We start from the raw sequence: 18,916 nt of genomic DNA on the forward strand, positions 1-18,916 counted from the left end.
GCGGCTACCGCCGCGTGGGCGCGACCAGCCACAACGCACCCGCACCCGGCAACGCAGAGCAACCCGGCAGCCGCTCCCCCGCCCCAGCCGGTAGGCTGATCGCCGGGCCGTGACTGGCGCGCTTGGGATGGACAAACCATCGGGGAGCGGCCCGAACGACAAGAGCCGTGCGCCTGGGCCGTACCGTGAACGCCGAACGCAACGTCCGGAGGTCCCCCATGCCCGAGCAGCTCACCCCCGCTTCCACCGCCTACCGCGCCGCCCTCGACGTGATCCGCTCCGTCGAACCCCGCGTGGCGGACGCCATCGGCCAGGAGGTCGCCGACCAGCGCGAGATGCTCAAGCTGATCGCCTCCGAGAACTACGCCTCCCCGGCCACCCTCCTGACCATGGGCAACTGGTTCAGCGACAAGTACGCCGAGGGCACCATCGGCCGCCGCTTCTACGCCGGCTGCCGCAACGTCGACACCGTCGAGTCGCTGGCCGCCGAGCACGCCAAGGAGCTCTTCGGCGCCCGCCACGCCTACGTCCAGCCGCACTCCGGCATCGACGCCAACCTCGTCGCCTTCTGGGCCGTCCTCGGCGCCCGCGTCGAGCTGCCCTTCCTGGAGAAGACCGGCGTCCGCCAGATCAACGACCTCACGGACGCCGACTGGTCCGAGCTGCGCCAGGCCTTCGGCAACCAGCGCATGATCGGCATGTCCCTGGACGCCGGCGGCCACCTCACCCACGGCTTCCGTCCGAACATCTCCGGCAAGATGTTCGACCAGCGCGCCTACGGCACGGACCCGGCCACGGGCCTGCTGGACTACGAGGCCGTGCGCGCCACCGCCCGCGAGTTCAAGCCGCTGATCATCGTCGCGGGCTACTCGGCCTACCCCCGCCTGGTGAACTTCCGGATCATGCGCGAGATCGCCGACGAGGTCGGCGCGACGCTGATGGTCGACATGGCGCATTTCGCCGGCCTGGTCGCGGGCAAGGTCCTGACCGGCGACTTCGACCCGGTCCCGCACGCCCAGATCGTGACGACGACCACCCACAAGTCGCTGCGCGGCCCCCGCGGCGGCATGGTGCTGTGCGACGACTCCCTGAAGGACCAGGTCGACCGCGGCTGCCCGATGGTCCTCGGCGGCCCGCTCCCGCACGTCATGGCCGCCAAGGCCGTCGCCCTCGCGGAGGCCCGCCAGGAGTCCTTCCGCGACTACGCCCAGCGCATCGTCGACAACTCGCGCGCCCTCGCCGAGGGCCTGATGCGGCGCGGCGCCACGCTGGTCACGGGCGGCACGGACAACCACCTCAACCTGATCGACGTCGCCTCCTCCTACGGCCTCACCGGCCGCCAGGCCGAGGCCGCCCTGCTCGACTCGGGCATCGTCACCAACCGCAACGCGATCCCCGCCGACCCGAACGGCGCCTGGTACACCTCCGGCATCCGCGTCGGCACCCCGGCCCTGACCACCCGCGGCCTGGGCACGACCGAGATGGACGAGGTCGCCGGCCTCATCGACCGCGTCCTCACCACCACGGAAGCGGGCACGACCAAGTCGGGCGCCCCCTCCAAGGCCCAGCACGTCCTCGACCCGAAGGTGGCGGACGAGATCTCCCAGAGGGCGACGGACCTGGTGGCGGGCTTCCCGCTCTACCCGGAGATCGACCTCGGCTGAAAGCCCCCGAAAGGGGCGCGGGGCCGCATCTCTGTGCGGCTCCGCCGCCGCGGGGCGCGACCAGCCACAACGGTCCCGCGGTTCCCCACCCGCCGAAACCACCCACACCCCTCTGAGACAATAAGAAACATGGCCTCTGACCGACCCCGCGTGCTCTCCGGCATCCAGCCCACCGCCGGCTCGTTCCACCTCGGCAACTACCTCGGCGCCGTCCGCCAGTGGGTGGCCCTCCAGGAGACCCACGACGCGTTCTACATGGTCGTCGACCTGCACGCGATCACCATCCCGCAGGACCCGAAGGACCTGCGCGCGAACACGCGCCTGGCAGCCGCCCAGCTCCTCGCCGCCGGTCTCGACCCGGACCGCTGCACGCTCTTCGTCCAGAGCCACGTCCCCGAGCACGCCCAGCTCGCCTGGATCATGAACTGCCTCACCGGCTTCGGCGAGGCCGGCCGGATGACCCAGTTCAAGGACAAGTCCGCCAAGCAGGGCGCCGAGCGCGCGTCCGTCGGCCTCTTCACGTACCCGATCCTCCAGGTCGCGGACATCCTGCTCTACCAGGCCAACGAGGTCCCGGTCGGCGAGGACCAGCGCCAGCACATCGAGCTCACCCGTGACCTGGCCACGCGCTTCAACGGCCGCTTCGGCGAGACCTTCACGCTCCCCAAGCCGTACATCCTCAAGGAGACGGCGAAGATCTACGATCTTCAGGACCCGTCGATCAAGATGAGCAAGTCGGCGTCCACGCCGAAGGGCCTCATCAACCTCCTCGACGAGCCGAAGGCCACCGCGAAGAAGGTCAAGAGCGCGGTCACGGACACCGACACCGTGATCCGCTACGACGCGGCGGAGAAGCCCGGCATCAGCAACCTCCTCGGCATCTACTCGACCCTCACCGGCGAGACGATCGCCGAGCTGGAGGCCAAGTACGAGGGCAAGGGCTACGGCGCGCTCAAGACGGACCTCGCGGAGGTCATGGTCGACTTCGTGACGCCGTTCCGGGAGCGCACCCAGCAGTACCTGGACGACCCCGAGACGCTCGACTCGATCCTCGCCAAGGGCGCCGAGAAGGCGCGCGCGGTCGCCGCGGAAACGCTGTCCCAGGCGTACGACAAGGTCGGTTTCCTGCCCGCCAAGCACTGAACCCGCCCCCGCGCACAGCCGTACCACCCGACAGCGCTGTACATCACTCCGGTTGCGCCTGCCCGTAACCCTCCCGTGGCCGTACAGTCGATAACCGGGTGGTCGTATCAGCGACCCGCCAACTGAACGACAGGAGACGACGTGGGGACCGTAACGATCGGTGTCTCGATCGCGGTCCCGGAGCCTCACGGCAGCGAGCTCCAGCAGCTGCGCGCGGGCTTCGGCGACGCCTCGGCTCACGGCATCCCCACGCACGTCACCCTGCTGCCGCCGACGGAGATCGACGAGGACGACCTGCCGGCCGTCGACGCGCATCTCACCGAGGTCGCCGCCGCCGGCCGGCCGTTCCCCATGCGGCTGTCCGGCACGGGCACGTTCCGGCCCGTCTCGCCGGTCGTGTTCGTCCAGATCGCCTCGGGAGCGGAGGCCTGCACGGGGCTCCAGCAGCAGGTCCGCGACCCCTCCGGGCCGGTCCCGCGCGAACTGCAGTTCCCGTACCACCCGCACGTCACGGTGGCGCACGGCATCGACGAGGCGGCGATGGACCGCGCCTTCGAGGAACTCTCCGGCTACGAGGCCGAGTGGCCCTGCACCGGCTTCGCCCTCTACGAGCAGGGCGCCGACGGCGTCTGGCGCAAGCTCCGCGAGTTCCCCTTCGGCGGCCCGGTCGTACCGACCCAGGCCGGCCCCGCGGAACGCGGCTCGGTCCCCACGCGCTGATCCGGCGTCAGACAGGCGGCCGCGTCAGACAGGCGGTCGCGTCAGATCGGCAGCCGCCGGAACACCCCGCGCGGCAGGTGGCGCAGCGCCGCCATCACCACGCGCAGGGCGCCCGGTACCCACACCGTCTCCGAGCGGCGGCGCAGACCCAGCTCCACGGCCGTCGCGACCGCCTCGGGCGTGGTCGCCAGGGGCGCCTCCGGCAGGCCGGCGGTCATCCGCGTACGGACGAAGCCGGGGCGTACGACCATGACGTGCACGCCCGTGCCGTGCAGCGCGTCGCCCAGGCCCTGCGCGAACGCGTCGAGGCCGGCCTTGCTGGAGCCGTAGATGAAGTTCGCGCGGCGGGCCCGCTCGCCCGCGACGGAGGACATGACGACCAGGGAGCCGTGCCCCTGGGACTGGAGCGCGCGGGCGCACACCAGGCTCGCCGAGACCGCGCCGGTGTAGTTGGTCTGCGCGACCCGCACCGCCGCCTCCGGCTCCCGTTCGTCACGGGCCTGGTCGCCGAGCAGGCCGAAGGCGAGCAGCACCATGTCGATGTCGCCCTCGGCGAAGACCTTGCCGAGCACCGCCTCGTGGGAGCCCGGGTCGAGCGCGTCGAAGGCGATGGTGTGCACGTCGGCTCCGAGCCCGCGCAGCCGCCCGGCGGCCTCCTCCAGGGCGGCCGAGGGGCGGCCGGCCAGCCAGACCGTGCGGGTGCGGCGGGCGATCAGCCGGCGGGCGGTCGCCAGCGCGATCTCCGACGTACCGCCGAGGACGAGCAGGGACTGGGGGAGACCGAAGGCGTCCTTCATGACAGCTCCTAGATGCCTAGATGCCTAGAGGTGGAGGCGGCGGGCCAGGTCGGACACGAACACCCCGTGCGGGTCCAGTTCGGCGCGCAGTGCGCGGAAGTCGTCCAGGCGCGGGTACATGGCCGCGAGCAGTTCCGGGCGCAGCCGGGCGTCCTTGGCGAGGTAGACGCGCCCGCCCGCGGCGGCGACCTCCTCGTCGAGTTCGTCGAGGAAGGCCCCGAGGCCGGGCAGCCCCGCCGGGATGTCCAGCGCCAGCGTCCAGCCCGGCACGGGGAACGACAGCCAGCCCGGGTCGGACTCCCCGAACCGCTTGAGGACGGCCAGGAAGGACGGGCAGCGGCGCTGCGAGATACGGCGGACGATGCCGCGCAGGGCGTCCTCCCGGCCGTGGCCGACGACGAACTGGTACTGCACGAAGCCGCCCCGGCCGTAGACCCGGTTCCAGTGGGGCACGCCGTCCAGGGGGTGGAAGAAGGCGGAGATCCGCTGGAGCCGGCCGACCCGTGCGCGGGGGGACTTGCGGTACCAGAGCTCGTTGAAGAGTCCCACGGTGGTCCGGCTGAGCAGGCCCTCGGGGACGAAGCCCGGGGCGGCCGGGAGGCGGGCGGTGCGGAAGGGCAGCGGGTCCGTGCGCAGCCGGGCGGGCAGCGCGTCCAGGGGCGCGTGGTCGCCGCGGGTGAGGACCGCCCGGCCGGTGGCGGCGCCCCGGGCCAGCAGGTCGATCCAGGCGACCGAGTAGCGGTAGCGGTGGTCGGTGGCCGCCAGCCGGGCCATCAGATCGTCGAGATCGGCGGCCCGTTCGGTGTCGACCGACATCAGCGAGGTCTCGACCGGCTGGAGGCGGAGCGTCGCGGTGAGGATCACGCCGGTCAGCCCCATGCCGCCCGCGGTGGCGTCGAACAGGGGCGTGCCGGGGACCACCGTACGGATCTCGCCGTCGGCGGTGAGCAGTTCGAAGGACAGCACGTGTCGCGCGAACGAGCCCGAGACATGGTGGTTCTTGCCGTGGATGTCGGCGCCGATCGCCCCGCCCACGGTGACGTAGCGCGTTCCGGGGGTGACCGGCACGAACCAGCCGAGCGGCAGCAGCACCCGCATCAGCCGGTGCAGGGAGACGCCCGCGTCGCACAGCACGGTGCCGCCGGCCGCGTCGATCGCGTGGACGCGGTCCAGGCCCGTCATGTCGAGCACGGCACCGCCCGCGTTCTGCGCCGCGTCCCCGTACGCCCGTCCCAGGCCCCGGGGGATCCCGCCCCGGGCCCCGCACTCCCGGACCGCCGCCGCGGCCTCCTCGTACGTCCTCGGGCGGATCAGCCGGCCCGCGGTGGGAGCGGTGCGGCCCCAGCCGGTGACGGTGGTGTGGTCCAGGCCCATGACGTCCGGGTCGGAATCGGTGTCGGCAGACATGTCCGTGACCGTATCGCCCTCTTGTAGGCGATTAGTTAGGGAACATGGCATATCTCCCCGAAATGGGTGATTAATGGGATGTCGCTCAATATTGCCGGAGTTCGGGCCGCGCGGGCGTGAACAGTGAGTCCGCATGGACGACCTCGACGACCTGCACGACATGGACCATCGGATCGTTTCGGCGCTTAGGGCGTGCGGCACCGACCCACGCGTGGCGGGCGCCGCGCGTGCCCTGTCCTGGGCCGGGGAGCACGCGGCGCTGTGGCTGGCGGCGGGGCTCGCGGGAGCCGCTGTGGACGGCGGACGGCGCGGCGCCTGGCTGCGCGGCACGGCGCTGACCGCCGGGGCGCATCTCGTCAGCATGGGCGTGAAACGAGTCGTGCGCCGCCCGCGCCCCGCGCATGTCGAGCCCCTGGTGCGCACCGCCGGCCGGCACTCCTTCCCCAGCTCGCACGCCGCCTCCGCCACGGCCGCCGCCGTCGCCTTCGGCGCCCTGGGAGCGCGCGCGGTACCGCCGCTGGCCGCCGCCGTGTGCGTCTCGCGGCTGGTGGCCGGCGTCCACTACCCCTCGGACGTCGCGGCCGGCGCCGCCCTCGGCGCGCTCACCGCCCGGCTCGGCGCCCGCTGGGTGAAGGGAGGCGCCCGACATGACTGAGGCGCCCGACATGACTGAGGCGCCCGACATGACCGAGGCGCCCGCCATGACCGAGACGGCCGTCCTGCGGCAGCGCGTCGGCGAGCAACGGCCCGCGCCACCCCGCGGGGGCGGTCTCCTGGCCGGTCTCCTCAGGACCGCGCGCCCCCGGCAGTGGATCAAGAACATCCTCGTCGTCGCCGCCCCGGCCGCCGCCGGCGAGCTCTTCTCCCGGCACGCCGTCGTGCAACTCGCCCTGGTCTTCGTCCTCTTCACCGCCTGCGCCGCCGCCGTCTACCTCGTCAACGACGCCCGTGACGCCGAGGCCGACCGTGCCCACCCCACCAAGCGGCACCGGCCGGTCGCCGCCGGGCAGGTCCCCGTGCCGGTCGCCTACGCCGTCGGCGGCGTCCTCGCCGTCCTCGCGCCCGCCGCCGCGGCCCGGCTCTGCTCCCCGGCCGTCGCCGCCCTGCTGGCCGCCTACCTCGGCATGCAACTGGCCTACTGCGTCAGCCTCAAGCACGTCCTCGTCGTCGACCTCGCCGTCGTCACGACCGGCTTCCTGATGCGGGCGATGGTCGGCGGACTCGCCCTCGGCATCCCGCTGTCGCGCTGGTTCCTGATCACCACCGGCTTCGGCGCGCTGTTCATGGTGTCGGCCAAGCGCTACTCCGAGGCCGTGCAGATGGCCGGAAAGGCGGGTGCCACGCGCGCGTTGCTCACCGAGTACACCGCCGACTACCTCCGCTTCGTCTGGCAGCTCGCCGCCGGGGCCGCCGTCCTCGCCTACTGCCTGTGGGCCATGGAGGAGGGCGGCGTCCCGCACACCAGCGTGCTGCCCTGGCGGCAGCTGTCCATGGTCGCCTTCATCCTGGCCGTCCTCAGATACGCCGTCTTCGCCGACCGCGGCACGGCCGGCGAACCCGAGGACGTCGTCCTGCGCGACCGCGCGCTCGCCCTCATCGGACTGGTGTGGATGGCGATGTACGGCCTGGCGGTGGCCAATTGGTGACCACGCGCGCGTGGCGGCACCGGCCGGCTCGCCCGTGCCGCCGGGAACTGGCCGGGTTCGCCGCCGTCGGTCTCCTCGCCTACGCCGTCGACCTGGCCCTGTTCACCTGCCTGCGCGGCCCCGCCGCACTCGACCCGCTCACCGCCAAGACCCTGTCCTTCGTGGCCGCCTGCTCGGTGGCCTACGCGGGCAACGCCCTCGGCACCTACCGGACCACCCGGGCCCCGGGCTGGCGCCCCTACGCCGTGTTCTTCGCGGTGAACCTCGCCGGTGCCGCCGTCCAGCTGCTCTGTCTCACCGTCAGCCACTATGGCCTCGGACTCACCTCCCAGCGTGCGGACACCGTCTCCGGCGCTGTCGTCGGCATGGCCCTGGCCACGATTCTGCGGTTCTGGGGTACCCGTACATGGGTGTTCCGGGCGGAGGGCAGAAGCGGATCATGGACTGGCTGAAAAAGCTCCCGATGATCGGGCCGTGGGTGGAGCGGCTGATGATCACCCACGCGTGGCGGTCGTACGAGCGGCTGGACCGCGTGGCGTGGACGCGGCTGGCCGCCGCGATGACCTTCACGAGTTTCGTCGCGCTGTTCCCGCTGCTGACGGTCTCCGCGGCGATCACCGCCGCCACGCTCAGCAAGGACCAGCAGGACAAGCTCCAGGACAAGATCGCCGAGCAGGTACCCGGCATCTCCGACCAGCTGGACATCTCAGGGCTGGTCGACAACGCCGGCGCCATCGGCCTCATCGCGGGCGCGCTGCTGCTCTTCACCGGCATCAGCTGGGCCGGTTCCATGCGCGAGTGTCTGCGCGCGGTGTGGGAGCTGCCCGAGGAGGAGGAGAACCCGGTCCTGCGCAAGGCCAAGGACGCGGGCGTCCTGGTCGGCCTCGGCGGCGCGATCCTCGTCACCCTCGCCGCGTCCGCCGTCGCCTCCGCGATGGTCGGCTGGATCATCCGGCAGCTGGGCATCGACGAGGGCGGCTGGGGCGGGGTCCTGCTCCGGATCGCCGCGTTCCTGGTAGCCGTCCTCGCCGACTTCCTGCTCCTGCTCTACGTCCTGACCCTGCTGCCAGGCGTGGAGCCGACCCGCCACCGCCTGGTCGTCGCCGCGCTGACCGGCGCGGTCGGCTTCGAACTCCTCAAGCTGCTCCTCAGCGGTTACCTCCAGGGCGTCGCCGCGAAGAGCATGTACGGCGCGTTCGGCGTCCCCGTCGCCCTGCTGCTGTGGATCAACTTCACCTCGAAGCTGGTGCTGTTCTGCGCGTCCTGGACGGCGACACAGAGCAAGCAGGACGAACTCCCGGCCGCGAGCCAGGGCCGGCCGGAGGGCCCGGGCGGGGCGGCCGATGCGGCGGTGGCGGGCGGCGGCTGACCGGGAAGACACCGACAGCGCAGCGGCGCTGCCGGTACCGGGACGTCAGCCGTCGTCGCCCGAACGGGCCCTGCGGCGTACCAGGTCCGGCAGGGGCCAGCGGCGGTTGATCAGGAAGGCGCCGGCCGCGAGCAGTACCAGGACGCCGCCGGTGATGCCGAGCGCCGTTCCGATGCCGCTGGAGCCGTCCGCGGCCGAGGCGCTCGCCACCGGCTTCGAACCGGTCCCGGCGTCGCCGGAGCCACCGGCCTCGCCGGAGGGGTTCGAGCCGGGCCGGTCGGCGCCCTGCGCGGCGCTCTTCGGCGGCACCAGCTCACCCACCGGCTGCACCTTCCCGGCCGCCTTGAAGCCCCAGTCGAACAGCCGGGCGGTCTCCTTGTAGACCTCGTTGTGCTCGTCCCTCTCCGGGTTCATCACCGTGACCAGCAGCACCTTGCCGTTGCGCTCGGCGACGCCGGTGAACGTGGCCCCCGCGTTGGTGGTGTTGCCGTTCTTCACGCCCGCGATGCCCTGGTAGACGGGCACGTCCGCGTCGCCGCTCAGCAGCCGGTTCGTGTTCTGGATCTCGAAGGGCTTGCGGACGGTCTTGCCCTTCTTGTCCTTCTTCGTCTCGCCGGGGAACTTCGCGCTCACCGTCGAGGCGTACTCGCGGAAGTCCTTCTTCTGGAGCCCGGAACGGGCGATCAGCGTCAGGTCGTACGCCGACGACACCTGGCCCTCCGCGTCGTAGCCGTCCGGGCTGACGACGTGCGTGTCGAGGGCCTGCAGCTCCTCGGCGTGCGCGTTCATCTCCTTGACGGTGTTCTCGACGCCCTTGTTCATCGCGGACAGCACATGCACCGCGTCGTTGCCGGAGCGCAGGAAGACGCCGAGCCACAGGTCGTGGACGGTATAGGTCTCGTCCTCCTTTATCCCGACCATGCTGGAGCCGGAGCCGATGCCCGCGAGGTCGGAGGGCACGACCTTGTGCTCGGTCGTGCTCGGGAACTTCGGCAGCAGCGTGTCCGCGAACAGCATCTTCAGCGTGCTCGCCGGGGCCAGCCGCCAGTGCGCGTTGTGCGCCGCGAGCACGTCACCGGTCTCGGCGTCGGAGACGATCCAGGAGCGGGCGCTCACGTCCTTCGGCAGCACCGGCACACCGCTCGCCAGGTTCACCTGCGTGCCCGGCCGCCCGAGCCGGGCGCCGCCCACGGTCGACATCGACGCCGGGGGAGTGGCCGAGGGGCTCGCCGACGGACTGCCCGAGGGCTTCGGGGCCGCGACGGCGACGGGCGCGGCCAGGGCGAGGGACGACAGGACGGCGGCGGTGACCAGCAGAGATCCCCTGGTGGTCTTCTTCGGTGCGGGCACGGTCGGAAACGTACATGCCATACGCAGGGAAGTCCCGCTTCCACCCCCACCCCGGGAACGGAACAGGACACGCTCTGGCGATACTGGACTCATGCCGTGCTCATCCGGGGGACAACCCCCGGACCCCCGGCCGGTCCCGGAAGCACGGCGTCGTGAGGAAAGGTCTGTCGTTGTGAAGCTCAGCCGCCCCGTCTCCTGGTTCCTGCTCGCCTTCGGGGTGTGGAGCTGGGTCATCTGGATCACTTTCGTCAAAAACCTTGTCAAGGACGGCAGCGGGCTCGCCTTCGACGACGGTCAACCCACGGCGTACTTCTGGGTGCACCTGCTGCTCGCCGTCGTGTCCTTCGTATTGGGGACGGTCGTCGGGGCCATCGGGTTGCGTGGTCTGCGCGCACTGCGCCGGACGTCATAACGGCAATCGGGAGACACGACACCGTGGCCATCGTCTTCGTACTCGTCGCACTGCTGGTCCTGGCCGTCATCGTGACGGCCAACTGGTACGTGTGGCGCCGCCTGTTCCGCGACACGACCCGCGGCCCGGGCCTCACCCGCCGCGCGGGCGGGGTCCTGATCGCCGGCGGCTGGGTCCTGGCGATCGCGGCCCTGGTCGCCGAACGCTCCGGCGCCCCCTTCTGGCTCCAGCAGACCCTCGCCTGGCCGGGCTTCCTGTGGCTGGCCCTGTCGATATACCTGCTGCTGGCGGTGGTGGCGGGCGAGGTCGTACGCCCCCTGCTGCGGCGGTTCCTGGAACACCGGGACCGAGCGAGAGCCGAAGCCGGGCCGGGGCCGACGGCGTCGCCCGCGGACCGGCCGCACACCCCTGACGCACCCGGCGGAGCGACGGGCTCCGCGCCGGCGGCCGCCGCCCAGGCCGGCCCCCATGGCGGATCGGCCGCTGCCGCGCCGGCGGCCGATCCGCAGGGCGGCGTCGGCGCTGCCGCGCCCGGCATGGCCGCCGCTGCCGCCGCACAGGCCGGTCTCCGCGGCGGAGCGAGCGGAGCGACCGCCCCCGCCACCGAGCCCCACCCGCTCACGGACCCCACCCCCGACGCCCCAGAGGCCACCCCACAGCCACTCGCCCCCACCGGCACCACACCCGCCGCCCCCACCGGCCCCTCCCGCCGCCTCTTCGTCTCCCGGATCGTCGCCGGGGCCGCCGCGGCCGCCGCCGTCGGGACGGTCGGGTACGGGACGTACGGCGTGCTGCGGGGGCCGAAGGTCAAGCGGGTCACCGTCCCCCTGGCCAAGCTGCCGCGCGCGGCGCACGGGTTCCGGATCGCGGTGGTCAGCGACGTGCACCTCGGCCCGGTCCTGGGCCGCGGCTTCGCCCAGACGGTCGTCGACACGATCAACGCGACCCAGCCCGACCTGATCGCGGTCGTGGGCGACCTGGTCGACGGCAGCGTCAAGGACCTCGGCCCCGCCGCGGCCCCGCTGGCCGGGCTGAGGGCCCGTCACGGGTCGTACTTCGTCACCGGCAACCACGAGTACTTCTCCGGCGCCGAACAGTGGGTCGAGGAGGTCCGCAGCCTCGGCATCAACCCCCTGGAGAACGCCCGCCGGGAACTCCCGTACTTCGACCTGGCCGGAGTCAACGACCTCGCCGGCGAGGAGGAGGGCCAGGGCCCCGACTTCGCCCGGGCGCTCGGCGACCGGGACACCGCTCGCGCGTGCGTGCTGCTCGCCCACCAGCCCGTGCAGATCCACGACGCCGTCGAGCACGGCGTGGATCTCCAGCTCTCCGGCCACACCCACGGCGGCCAGCTCTGGCCCGGCAACCTCATTGCCTCCGCCGCCAACCCGACCCTCGCGGGCCTGGAGCGCTACGGCGACACCCAGCTCTACGTCTCGCGCGGCGCCGGCGCCTGGGGCCCGCCCACCCGGGTCGGCGCGCCGTCGGACATCACGCTGATCGAGCTGGCGTCGAAGCGGGCCTGACCGCCCGTCACCCTGTGAGACCGCTGTGAAAACGGTCCGATTCGCCCATCGGTAAGTTCTTTCCCAAGTCGGCAGATCTCCCTTCCCCGGGGTCAAAAGCCTGTGATTGTGTGAGGCCGCCACGAAGGGGTGTGGCACACGCACAAGGGCCGCAACGGGCCCGAAGGGCCTGGGGAGGGCAAGGCCGATGCGATCGGTTCGCATGCGGATACTCGCGGGGCTGCTCGTCCTGGCCGCCGCGGGCGTGGGCGCCTGGCAGTTCCTGCCGTCGAGGAGCGAGCGCGGGACCATCACGGTGGGCACGACGGACGCCGTCACCTCGCTCGACCCGGCCGGCGCCTACGACGCCGGCTCCTGGGCGCTTTTCAGCAACGTCTTCCAGTCGCTGCTCACCTTCACGCCGGGCGGCACCGCCCCCGTACCGGACGCGGCGAAGAGCTGCGCGTTCGCGGGCGGCGACCTGACGACGTACCGCTGCGAACTGCGCTCCGGCCTCACCTTCCCGAGCGGCCGGACGATGACCGCCGAGGACGTGAAGTACTCCTTCGACCGGATACTGAGGATCAAGTCGCCCGTCGGCCCGGCGCCCCTGCTCGACACCCTGCGTTCCGTGGACGCCGACCGGCTGACCGTCACCTTCCACCTGTCCTCGCCCGACGCGACCTTCCCGTTCAAGGTGGCCACCGGCGCCGGCTCCATCGTCGACCGCACCGCGTACCCGGCCGGCGAGCTGCGCACCGGCAACGGTGTCGACGGCACCGGCCCGTACACCCTCACCTCGTACACGAAGAACGCCGAGGCGGTCCTCGCGCCCAACACCGGCTACCAGGGCGCCGTCCAGGGCGGCGCGAACCGCTCCGTCGAGCTGCGCTACTACGACACCCCCGCCGCCCTCGACACCGCCTGGCAGGACAGGCAGGTCGAGGTCGCGACCCGTCAGCTGCCGCCCCAGGTCCTCGCGAGCCTCAACCCGAGCGACCCGGCGCAGCGCGTCTTCGAGGCGGACGGCTCCGAGACCCGCAACCTGTACTTCAACACCCGCGCGGGCAAGCCCCTGCACAAGCCCGAGGTCCGCCGGGCCATGGCCTGGCTGATCGACCGCGAACGGCTGGCCGCCACCGTCTACGACGGCACCGTGGACCCCCTGTACTCCCTCATCCCGGCGGGCATCACCGGCCACACCGCCTCGTTCTTCGACGACTACCCGAAGCAGGACCCGCGGCAGGCCCGCCGCCTGCTCACCAAGGCCGGAGTGACCCTGCCCGTCCGCATCACCTACGGCTACGCCAAGGGGCGCGGCGCCGGTGCGCAGGAGGCCGCCGAGATCAAGAAGGAACTGGAGGCGAGCGGACTCTTCAAGGTCACTCTCCAGGGCTACGAGTGGACCGACTTCCAGAAGCGGTGGGCGGACGGCGAGCTCGACGCGTACGCCGTCGGCTGGGTCGCCGACTTCCCCGACCCGGACACCTTCGGCGCCGCGCTCGTCGGCACCGGCAGCGCCATGAAGACCGGCTACAGCAGCAAGACCGTGGACCGGCTCATCAAGGACAGCCAGCGCTACGCCGACCGCGGCGAGGCCGACCGGGACTTCCGCGAGGTGCAGCAGACCGTGGCGCAGGACGTGCCGGTGCTCCCGCTGTGGCAGGCGAAGGAGTACGTCGTCACCACCGAGGACATCGGCGGCGGCCAGTACCTCTCCGACGGCACGGGCGTCTTCCGCCTCTGGAGCCTCACGCGGCTCTGAGGTGCCCCGCGCGGCCCTAGGAGTCGGTGCGACGCGCCGCAGGGTCCGGGATCGCCCGGGTCATCCCCGGCAGGAAGTCCGTGAACAGCTCGTGCACCTCCCGCACCAGGGGCCGCAGCACCCGGAAACGGGCCAGGGCGACGCCCCGCGAGGTGAGCCGGGCACCGCGCTCGGCCAGTCGGTAACTGCGCTCCCGACCCTCGGTCCGGTCGAAGATCCAGTACAGGACGAGCCCCATCTGGGACAGCCACATCAACTCGGGAAGGATGTCCCGCAGTTCCTCGGCCACCTTCGTCTTCGTCGCCCCGGCCAGCACCTCCTGGTGGACGCTGATGGCCTCCACGCGCGCGTGCTCCGACTCGGGGGAGAAGGGGCTGAGCGGGCTGTCCGGGTCGGCGGCGTTCTTGAAGAACTGCACCGCGAACTCGTGGTAGGGCGCGGCGATGTCCAGCCAGGTCCGCAGGACACCCGCGAGCCGGGCCTCCAGATCGGTCTCCCGGTCCAGGATCTCCCGGACCGCCACCTGGTGCTCGGCGGCGATCCGGTCGTAGAAGCCCTGGATCAGGTGCTCCTTGCCCGCGAAGTAGTAGTACGCGTTGCCGACGGAGACCCCGGCCTCCTGGGCGATGGCCCGCATCGTCGTCTTGTCGTAGCCGCGCTCCTGGAACAGCCGCATGGCCGTCTCCAGGATCAGGGCGCGGGTCTGCTCGGACTTCGTGGGGGTGGCGCCGTCGTCGGGGCCGTCGTTCTTCGCGGACACGGGAAGAGAGCCTAACGTCAGCACCGGCGCGGCTATCGAGGGGCGCAGGTGCCGTCGGCGCAGCCCGGCGCGGTGTAGGTCCAGCCGGTGTCCGGGGCGTACGCCCACCCGTCCGCGCCCCGGTACACCCGGCCGCCCCACCCCGTCCCGCCCCACTGCGACCCGCGCCACTTCGCGGCAGCCAGCACCGCGCCCTTGGCGAGCAGGGCGCCGGCCGGGGTGCTCAGCCGGTGGGCGAGCCGCCGGTGCGCGCGCAGCGCCCACAGGGTGACCACCCAGGCGGCGGGCCCCCGGTAGACCTGCCCGGCGTCTCCGACGACGGTGATCTCGTCGAGGGTGGCGCCGTGGTCGAGTCCGGGAAAGCGCCGCCGGGCCTCCTCCGAGGCGGCCGGGACCAGCTCCAGCGGCACCAGCTGAGGCTGCCGCGCGAGCCAGTCGCGTACGAAGGAGCACAGGGAGCACTCGGCGTCGTACAGGACGGTGAGCCGGCGGACCGGTGCGGTGGCGTTCATGCCCGTCTCCGCTCAGGCCCGCGCCTGCGGGGCCACCCAGCCCTGCGGCGGCACGGGCGGCATCTGCTCGCGCTCCATCACACCCCGCCGCCGGATCCGGTTCAGCACATAGACGTTGGCCAGGTGCATCACACCGAGCACCAGCAGCACCACACCGAGCTTCGTCGACAGCGCCTCGAAGACCCCGCGCGTGTCGGTGATGGTCTCGTCCCCGCTCAGATACAGCGCCACGAACCCGAGGTTGACCAGATAGAAGCCGACCACCAGAAGGTGGTTGACGGCGTCGGCGAGCTTCTCGTTGCCGTGCAGCACATCGGCGAGGAACACCTTCCCGTTCCGGCTGAGCGTACGAGCCACCCAGACCGTCAAGGCGACGCTGACCAGCAGGTAGATGACATAGGCGATGACCGTGCGGTCCATTGCCCCACCCTTCTTGAACACGTTCAAAACGCTGTCGAGGGAAACTGTAGACCCTTTTTTGAACGTGTTCAACACGCGAAACCGGGGCCGTCTTCGACGAAGACGGCCCCGGTTCGCACAACTCGACAGCGGGTCACCCGATGGCGATGCGGGTCCTCCAGTAGTCGGCCCGGCCGATGACCTCAGCCCCTGAGCCGGTGAGGGAGGTCTTGCTGCCCGCGTGGAAGCGAACCGATCCGTCGGCGAGGACGGCCCAGATGTCGGGAACCGTGTCGCCGTTGGCGCTCGGCGTGCCCATCAGATGAGGCTTGTCCCTGCTCGACCAGCCCGACGAGCCGTACTCGTTGTCCGCCCCGCCTGAGGAGTTCGCCGCGGTGGCCAGCGAGCTCAGGTCGACCCCATCGCCGGAAGCGGGGGTGCCCTTGCGCAGCCACGGTTTCCCGGACACGTCGGACCGGTAGACCATGTCGGTCACACCGTCGCCCGAGACGTCCTGGGTGACGACAAGGTCGCGCTCCTTCCAAGCGGTGGCGTTCAGACGGACACTCTGGTCGACCGTGGCGCCGTGATGGCCGGTGAGGGCCCACAGCTCGTCGTCGGCGCCGGCGGAGTTCCTCACCGTGGCGAAGAAGTCGGCGCGGCCGTCCCCGGTGGCGTCTCCCGCGCTGAGGATCTGGGTGAAGTCGGCCGGACTCGGCGCCCCGTCGGGCAGGAGGATCTCCTGGCGCTTGTCGACGTTGACGGCGCCGTAACCGTCTCCGGGGTAGACCCAGAGCTTGCCGCCGAGGCGGACGACGAGGTCCTGAAGGCCGTCGCCGCCGTAGATGTCACCGTTGTGGGTGATCAGGGCCCCCTTGAAGTGCCCTGACGGGGCGGGGGCGTACGGGGGCAGGTCGTCCCCGTTGGGGTCTTTCTCGGGGTTGGTCCGATAGGCGCCGGCCATCGAGTAGTCCAGGTCGCCGGTGCCCTTGGCCAGGTCGTCCTTGTCGGCCTGGGACGGGTACATGGCCAGGTTGCCGCCCTCGGTGACGACCATGAGGTCGGGCAGCTTGTCGCCGGTGAAGTCGCCGGGGCTGTCGGCCTGGTCCCGGGCGAGACGCAGAAGAAGTACTTCGTGGGATCCGAGGGGTTGCCCGCAGCGTCCACGGCACGGACGTAGAGCACGTTGGGTCCGGCCGTCGGAAGGGGGTGTGCGTTCAGATTTTCTCTACGAGGTTCAAGGCAGGCCCCGCCCGCCGGAGCTGGCCGCCGTCGCCGACAAGTCCGCCGTTCGCTCGGAAGGTCAGCGGCGCCGCAGGCGGCGAGCCGCCCCGGCAGCCGAGGTATGACCCAGGGCTGCGGGAGCGGCAACCAGCCAGCTTGTCGGGCTGACCGGAGTCGGGCTCCTGGCAGAGCAAGTTGTCGCCAACGACCGTCCTACGGCCGGATCGCAGGCGAGGGCCGACCAGGGGGCCGATCCTTCACGTGCGTCGCGCAGGCTCACCGAGGGCGGTGGCCGGCACCGCCTCCAGCGGGGAGCGATACCCCCCTCTGGGCGGACCCCTCCCCACCCAGCCTCCGCGCCGCCGCACTGGCGGAGGCACCGGCACCGCCCCGACGTCTGAGGGCCGCACTCCCCGGCAACGGGCCGCCAGGGGAAGTACCAGACAGGACGCACGCGGGGACATCGACCAAGTTCCTGGCATTTCTCGGGCGACTGCCCGCACGCCGGCGGGGATGAACCTCTGCCGATCCAGCTGTCCGAGGCCGCGAGGCCGTCCTACACTGCTGGCGTGACCGCTGCATTCGACTACGAGGACATGCACCACCTGGTGGACCGGCTCACCCCGACCCAGGTGCGACGCCTGCGCCTGCTCGTCACCCAGGATGAGGAACTGTCCCAGGTTGCCCAGTCGCTGCCGGCAGTCGACGCGAACGAGGCCGAGGAGTCGGTCCCGGCCGGGCTGCTGGCCCTGATCGGCAGCGTGAACGGCCCAGAGGATCTGGCTGAACGGCACGACGACTACATCCGCGAGCGGATGCGCGAGCGCTTCGGCGACTCGGCGTGATTGCCACGGTCCTGGACACCGGACCCCTGGCTGCGGCGTTCAACGCGGCTGACCGGCGTCACCCGGAGTGCGCCTCCCTGCTGACGTCGCTGACCGGCCGCCGTCTGCTGCCCAGCCCGGTCATGACCGAGGTCTGCTGGCTGCTGGAGCGCTGGCCCCAGGTCGAAGCAGCGTTCCTCGCCGAGGTCGCACGGGGAACATTCGAGCTGGTCCACCTCACTCCCACGGACCTGACGCGCATGGGTGAGCTGGTCCTCCAGTACGCCGACTTCCCGCTCGGCGGGGTCGACGCCTCGGTCATCGCGGTGGCCGAGCGCTTCGGCGTGGACCGGGTAGCCACCCTCGACCGGCGGCACTTCAGCGTCGTCAAGCCCGCTCACGTCCCCGCGCTGACACTCCTGCCATAGCCCGACCAGCGGTCTATACCCCTGACGGCAGCCCTGACGACAACAAGCACAAGGGCTCCCGTGACCGGGCCGAGGGGGAGGCGGTCGAAGGTCTTCCATGCGAGGACGGGGGAGGAGCGCGGCGGCTGCGGCGGCCGTGGCCAAGAGCGCGACGACGGCTTTCCTCAGGGGCGTCAAAGGCGACAGTCTGGTGACACCCGGCCACACCAGTCACAGGAGCCGTGAGACAGGTGGCCGGACCCGCCCGAATCTGGCCGGTCCCGGGCCCTGCGACTCAGTCGCTCGTCTTCGGCTGGCCGGCCTTGAGGATTTCCGCCGCGTCGAGGGTCACCTTGGCACCGATGGAGTCGGGGAGAGTGACGAGCTCGCCCGGCGCGTGCGGACGATGGTTCTCGTAAGTGCTTCCGGCCGGGTCGGTCAGGACGTGGAGGCGTTGGTGCTTGCGGTCGACGATGACGTAGACCGGCACCTTGGCCTCGGCATATGCGGCGACCTTGGTCTTGAGGTCGTCCTTCCAGTTGCCGGAGGTGACCTCCAGGACGAGACGGAAGCATGCCGGGTCGTACGCGTTGTTCTCGACGAAGTGGTCGTCGATGTCGGCGTCCACCACGACGAGGTCAGGGATGGCGTAGTCCTCGGCGCCGGTGGGGAGCCAGAGTCCGACGTTCTGCAGGACTTCGGTTTCCCCGTCATCCAGACCTGCTGCGATGAACGGGCGCATGAGTTTGGTCAGGGCGCGGGCATGAGGAGCATCCGGGGACGGGGTCACGAGGAGATGGCCTCCGATGATCTCGACGCGGTAGCCCGGATGGCGCTCCATGATTTCGTCGGCGATGGTCGTCAGGGTGACCGGCTCTTCCTCGTGGAAGGGCTGCTCGACGGAAGCTGCGGACATCAGGTGCCTCCTGGGGGGCTGGTGTCGAGAGCATCATCGTAGGTCCGAGGCCGCCCGCGCGTCCGTCCCGGAGGCCTTCACTCGATGGTGTGGCAT

General features: G+C 71.5%; 19 protein-coding genes, 1 pseudogene and 1 riboswitch. Of the genes and pseudogenes, 12 read left to right on the forward strand and 8 right to left on the reverse strand.

From position 1 onward, the window contains the following. Nucleotides 1-99: 99 nt before the first annotated feature. Nucleotides 100-186, forward strand: a riboswitch (ZMP/ZTP riboswitch). From ACFZBT_RS06550 to ACFZBT_RS06560, 3 genes are all read left to right on the forward strand, one after another. Continuing rightward, a complete protein-coding gene (locus tag ACFZBT_RS06550; RefSeq protein WP_391099862.1) occupies nt 186-1,664 on the forward strand; it encodes a glycine hydroxymethyltransferase in 1,479 nt (492 codons plus the stop codon). (Overlaps the previous riboswitch by 1 nt.) A 129-nt stretch (nt 1,665-1,793) precedes the next feature. Beyond that, nucleotides 1,794-2,807 carry a tryptophan--tRNA ligase gene (gene trpS / locus ACFZBT_RS06555; protein ID WP_391099155.1) on the forward strand — a complete coding sequence of 338 codons (1,014 nt, stop codon included), beginning with the start codon at nt 1,794-1,796 and terminating at the stop codon, nt 2,805-2,807. Nucleotides 2,808-2,948: 141 nt separating this feature from the next. Further along, nucleotides 2,949-3,527, forward strand: coding sequence for a 2'-5' RNA ligase family protein (locus tag ACFZBT_RS06560; protein WP_391099157.1), 579 nt, complete (start codon nt 2,949-2,951; stop codon nt 3,525-3,527). Between the two features lie 41 nt (nt 3,528-3,568). Here ACFZBT_RS06560 and ACFZBT_RS06565 read toward each other — a convergent pair whose 3' ends face one another. Then, nucleotides 3,569-4,324, reverse strand: coding sequence for a decaprenylphospho-beta-D-erythro-pentofuranosid-2-ulose 2-reductase (locus tag ACFZBT_RS06565; protein ID WP_391099160.1), 756 nt, complete (start codon nt 4,322-4,324; stop codon nt 3,569-3,571). 24 nt (nt 4,325-4,348) lie between these two features. Then, nucleotides 4,349-5,731, reverse strand: coding sequence for an FAD-binding protein (locus ACFZBT_RS06570; RefSeq protein WP_391099162.1), 1,383 nt, complete (start codon nt 5,729-5,731; stop codon nt 4,349-4,351). A 133-nt stretch (nt 5,732-5,864) separates the two neighbouring features. On the opposite strand from ACFZBT_RS06570, the gene ACFZBT_RS06575 reads away from it, so the two are divergent. From ACFZBT_RS06575 to ACFZBT_RS06590, 4 genes are read left to right on the forward strand one after another with little or no spacing between them, the layout of a single operon-like run. Further along, a complete protein-coding gene (locus ACFZBT_RS06575; RefSeq protein WP_391099165.1) occupies nt 5,865-6,386 on the forward strand; it encodes a phosphatase PAP2 family protein in 522 nt (173 codons plus the stop codon). A 46-nt stretch (nt 6,387-6,432) separates the two neighbouring features. Then, nucleotides 6,433-7,377 (forward strand): decaprenyl-phosphate phosphoribosyltransferase, encoded by a 945-nt coding sequence (locus ACFZBT_RS06580; protein ID WP_391099865.1) that lies wholly within the window; start codon nt 6,433-6,435, stop codon nt 7,375-7,377. Continuing rightward, nucleotides 7,374-7,829, forward strand: a complete 456-nt coding sequence (locus tag ACFZBT_RS06585) for a GtrA family protein (RefSeq protein ID WP_391099168.1) — start codon at nt 7,374-7,376, stop codon at nt 7,827-7,829. The genes ACFZBT_RS06580 and ACFZBT_RS06585 overlap by 4 nt, the downstream gene beginning before the upstream one ends. Next, on the forward strand, nt 7,817-8,746 hold the full coding sequence (locus ACFZBT_RS06590) for a YhjD/YihY/BrkB family envelope integrity protein (RefSeq protein ID WP_391099170.1): 930 nt from the start codon (nt 7,817-7,819) through the stop codon (nt 8,744-8,746). Before ACFZBT_RS06585 ends, ACFZBT_RS06590 begins: the two co-directional genes overlap by 13 nt. A gap of 45 nt (nt 8,747-8,791) precedes the next feature. Here the strand turns inward: ACFZBT_RS06590 and ACFZBT_RS06595 are convergent, their stop codons facing one another. Beyond that, complete coding sequence (locus tag ACFZBT_RS06595; protein WP_391099172.1) at nt 8,792-10,096, reverse strand: D-alanyl-D-alanine carboxypeptidase family protein; 1,305 nt, start codon at nt 10,094-10,096, stop codon at nt 8,792-8,794. 172 nt (nt 10,097-10,268) lie between these two features. Here ACFZBT_RS06595 and ACFZBT_RS06600 point away from each other — a divergent pair, with 172 nt between their 5' ends. The 3 genes from ACFZBT_RS06600 (at nt 10,269) to ACFZBT_RS06610 (ending at nt 13,778) form a co-directional block, all read left to right on the forward strand. Beyond that, the gene (locus ACFZBT_RS06600) at nt 10,269-10,508 is read left to right on the forward strand and encodes an SCO4848 family membrane protein (protein ID WP_391099174.1); all 240 of its coding nucleotides are present in this window, start codon (nt 10,269-10,271) and stop codon (nt 10,506-10,508) included. A 23-nt stretch (nt 10,509-10,531) separates the two neighbouring features. Beyond that, complete coding sequence (locus ACFZBT_RS06605; protein WP_391099176.1) at nt 10,532-12,034, forward strand: metallophosphoesterase; 1,503 nt, start codon at nt 10,532-10,534, stop codon at nt 12,032-12,034. Nucleotides 12,035-12,236: 202 nt separating this feature from the next. Next, nucleotides 12,237-13,778 (forward strand): ABC transporter substrate-binding protein, encoded by a 1,542-nt coding sequence (locus tag ACFZBT_RS06610; protein WP_391099179.1) that lies wholly within the window; start codon nt 12,237-12,239, stop codon nt 13,776-13,778. A gap of 16 nt (nt 13,779-13,794) precedes the next feature. Here the strand turns inward: ACFZBT_RS06610 and ACFZBT_RS06615 are convergent, their stop codons facing one another. The 4 genes and pseudogenes from ACFZBT_RS06615 to ACFZBT_RS06630 form a co-directional block, all read right to left on the reverse strand. Next, nucleotides 13,795-14,538 carry a TetR family transcriptional regulator gene (locus ACFZBT_RS06615; protein WP_391099182.1) on the reverse strand — a complete coding sequence of 248 codons (744 nt, stop codon included), beginning with the start codon at nt 14,536-14,538 and terminating at the stop codon, nt 13,795-13,797. A 32-nt stretch (nt 14,539-14,570) separates the two neighbouring features. Further along, entirely contained in the window at nt 14,571-15,050 is a 480-nt protein-coding gene (locus ACFZBT_RS06620) for a DCC1-like thiol-disulfide oxidoreductase family protein (protein ID WP_391099184.1), read from the reverse strand. Between the two features lie 12 nt (nt 15,051-15,062). Next, entirely contained in the window at nt 15,063-15,470 is a 408-nt protein-coding gene (locus ACFZBT_RS06625; RefSeq protein ID WP_391099187.1) for a hypothetical protein, read from the reverse strand. A gap of 133 nt (nt 15,471-15,603) precedes the next feature. Further along, a pseudogene (locus ACFZBT_RS06630) lies at nt 15,604-16,667 on the reverse strand (hypothetical protein); the annotation flags it as partial. A 575-nt stretch (nt 16,668-17,242) separates the two neighbouring features. Between ACFZBT_RS06630 and ACFZBT_RS06635 the strand changes: the two are divergent. Beyond that, nucleotides 17,243-17,518 (forward strand): hypothetical protein, encoded by a 276-nt coding sequence (locus ACFZBT_RS06635; RefSeq protein ID WP_391099190.1) that lies wholly within the window; start codon nt 17,243-17,245, stop codon nt 17,516-17,518. After that, a complete protein-coding gene (locus tag ACFZBT_RS06640) occupies nt 17,515-17,925 on the forward strand; it encodes a type II toxin-antitoxin system VapC family toxin (protein ID WP_189897941.1) in 411 nt (136 codons plus the stop codon). The genes ACFZBT_RS06635 and ACFZBT_RS06640 overlap by 4 nt, the downstream gene beginning before the upstream one ends. A 274-nt stretch (nt 17,926-18,199) precedes the next feature. On the opposite strand, the gene ACFZBT_RS06645 is transcribed toward ACFZBT_RS06640, so the two are convergent. Then, on the reverse strand, nt 18,200-18,820 hold the full coding sequence (locus ACFZBT_RS06645) for a Uma2 family endonuclease (protein ID WP_391099193.1): 621 nt from the start codon (nt 18,818-18,820) through the stop codon (nt 18,200-18,202). Nucleotides 18,821-18,916 lie beyond the last annotated feature (96 nt).

Source organism: Streptomyces sp. NPDC008137 (assembly GCF_042957035.1).
Classification (GTDB): domain Bacteria; phylum Actinomycetota; class Actinomycetes; order Streptomycetales; family Streptomycetaceae; genus Streptomyces.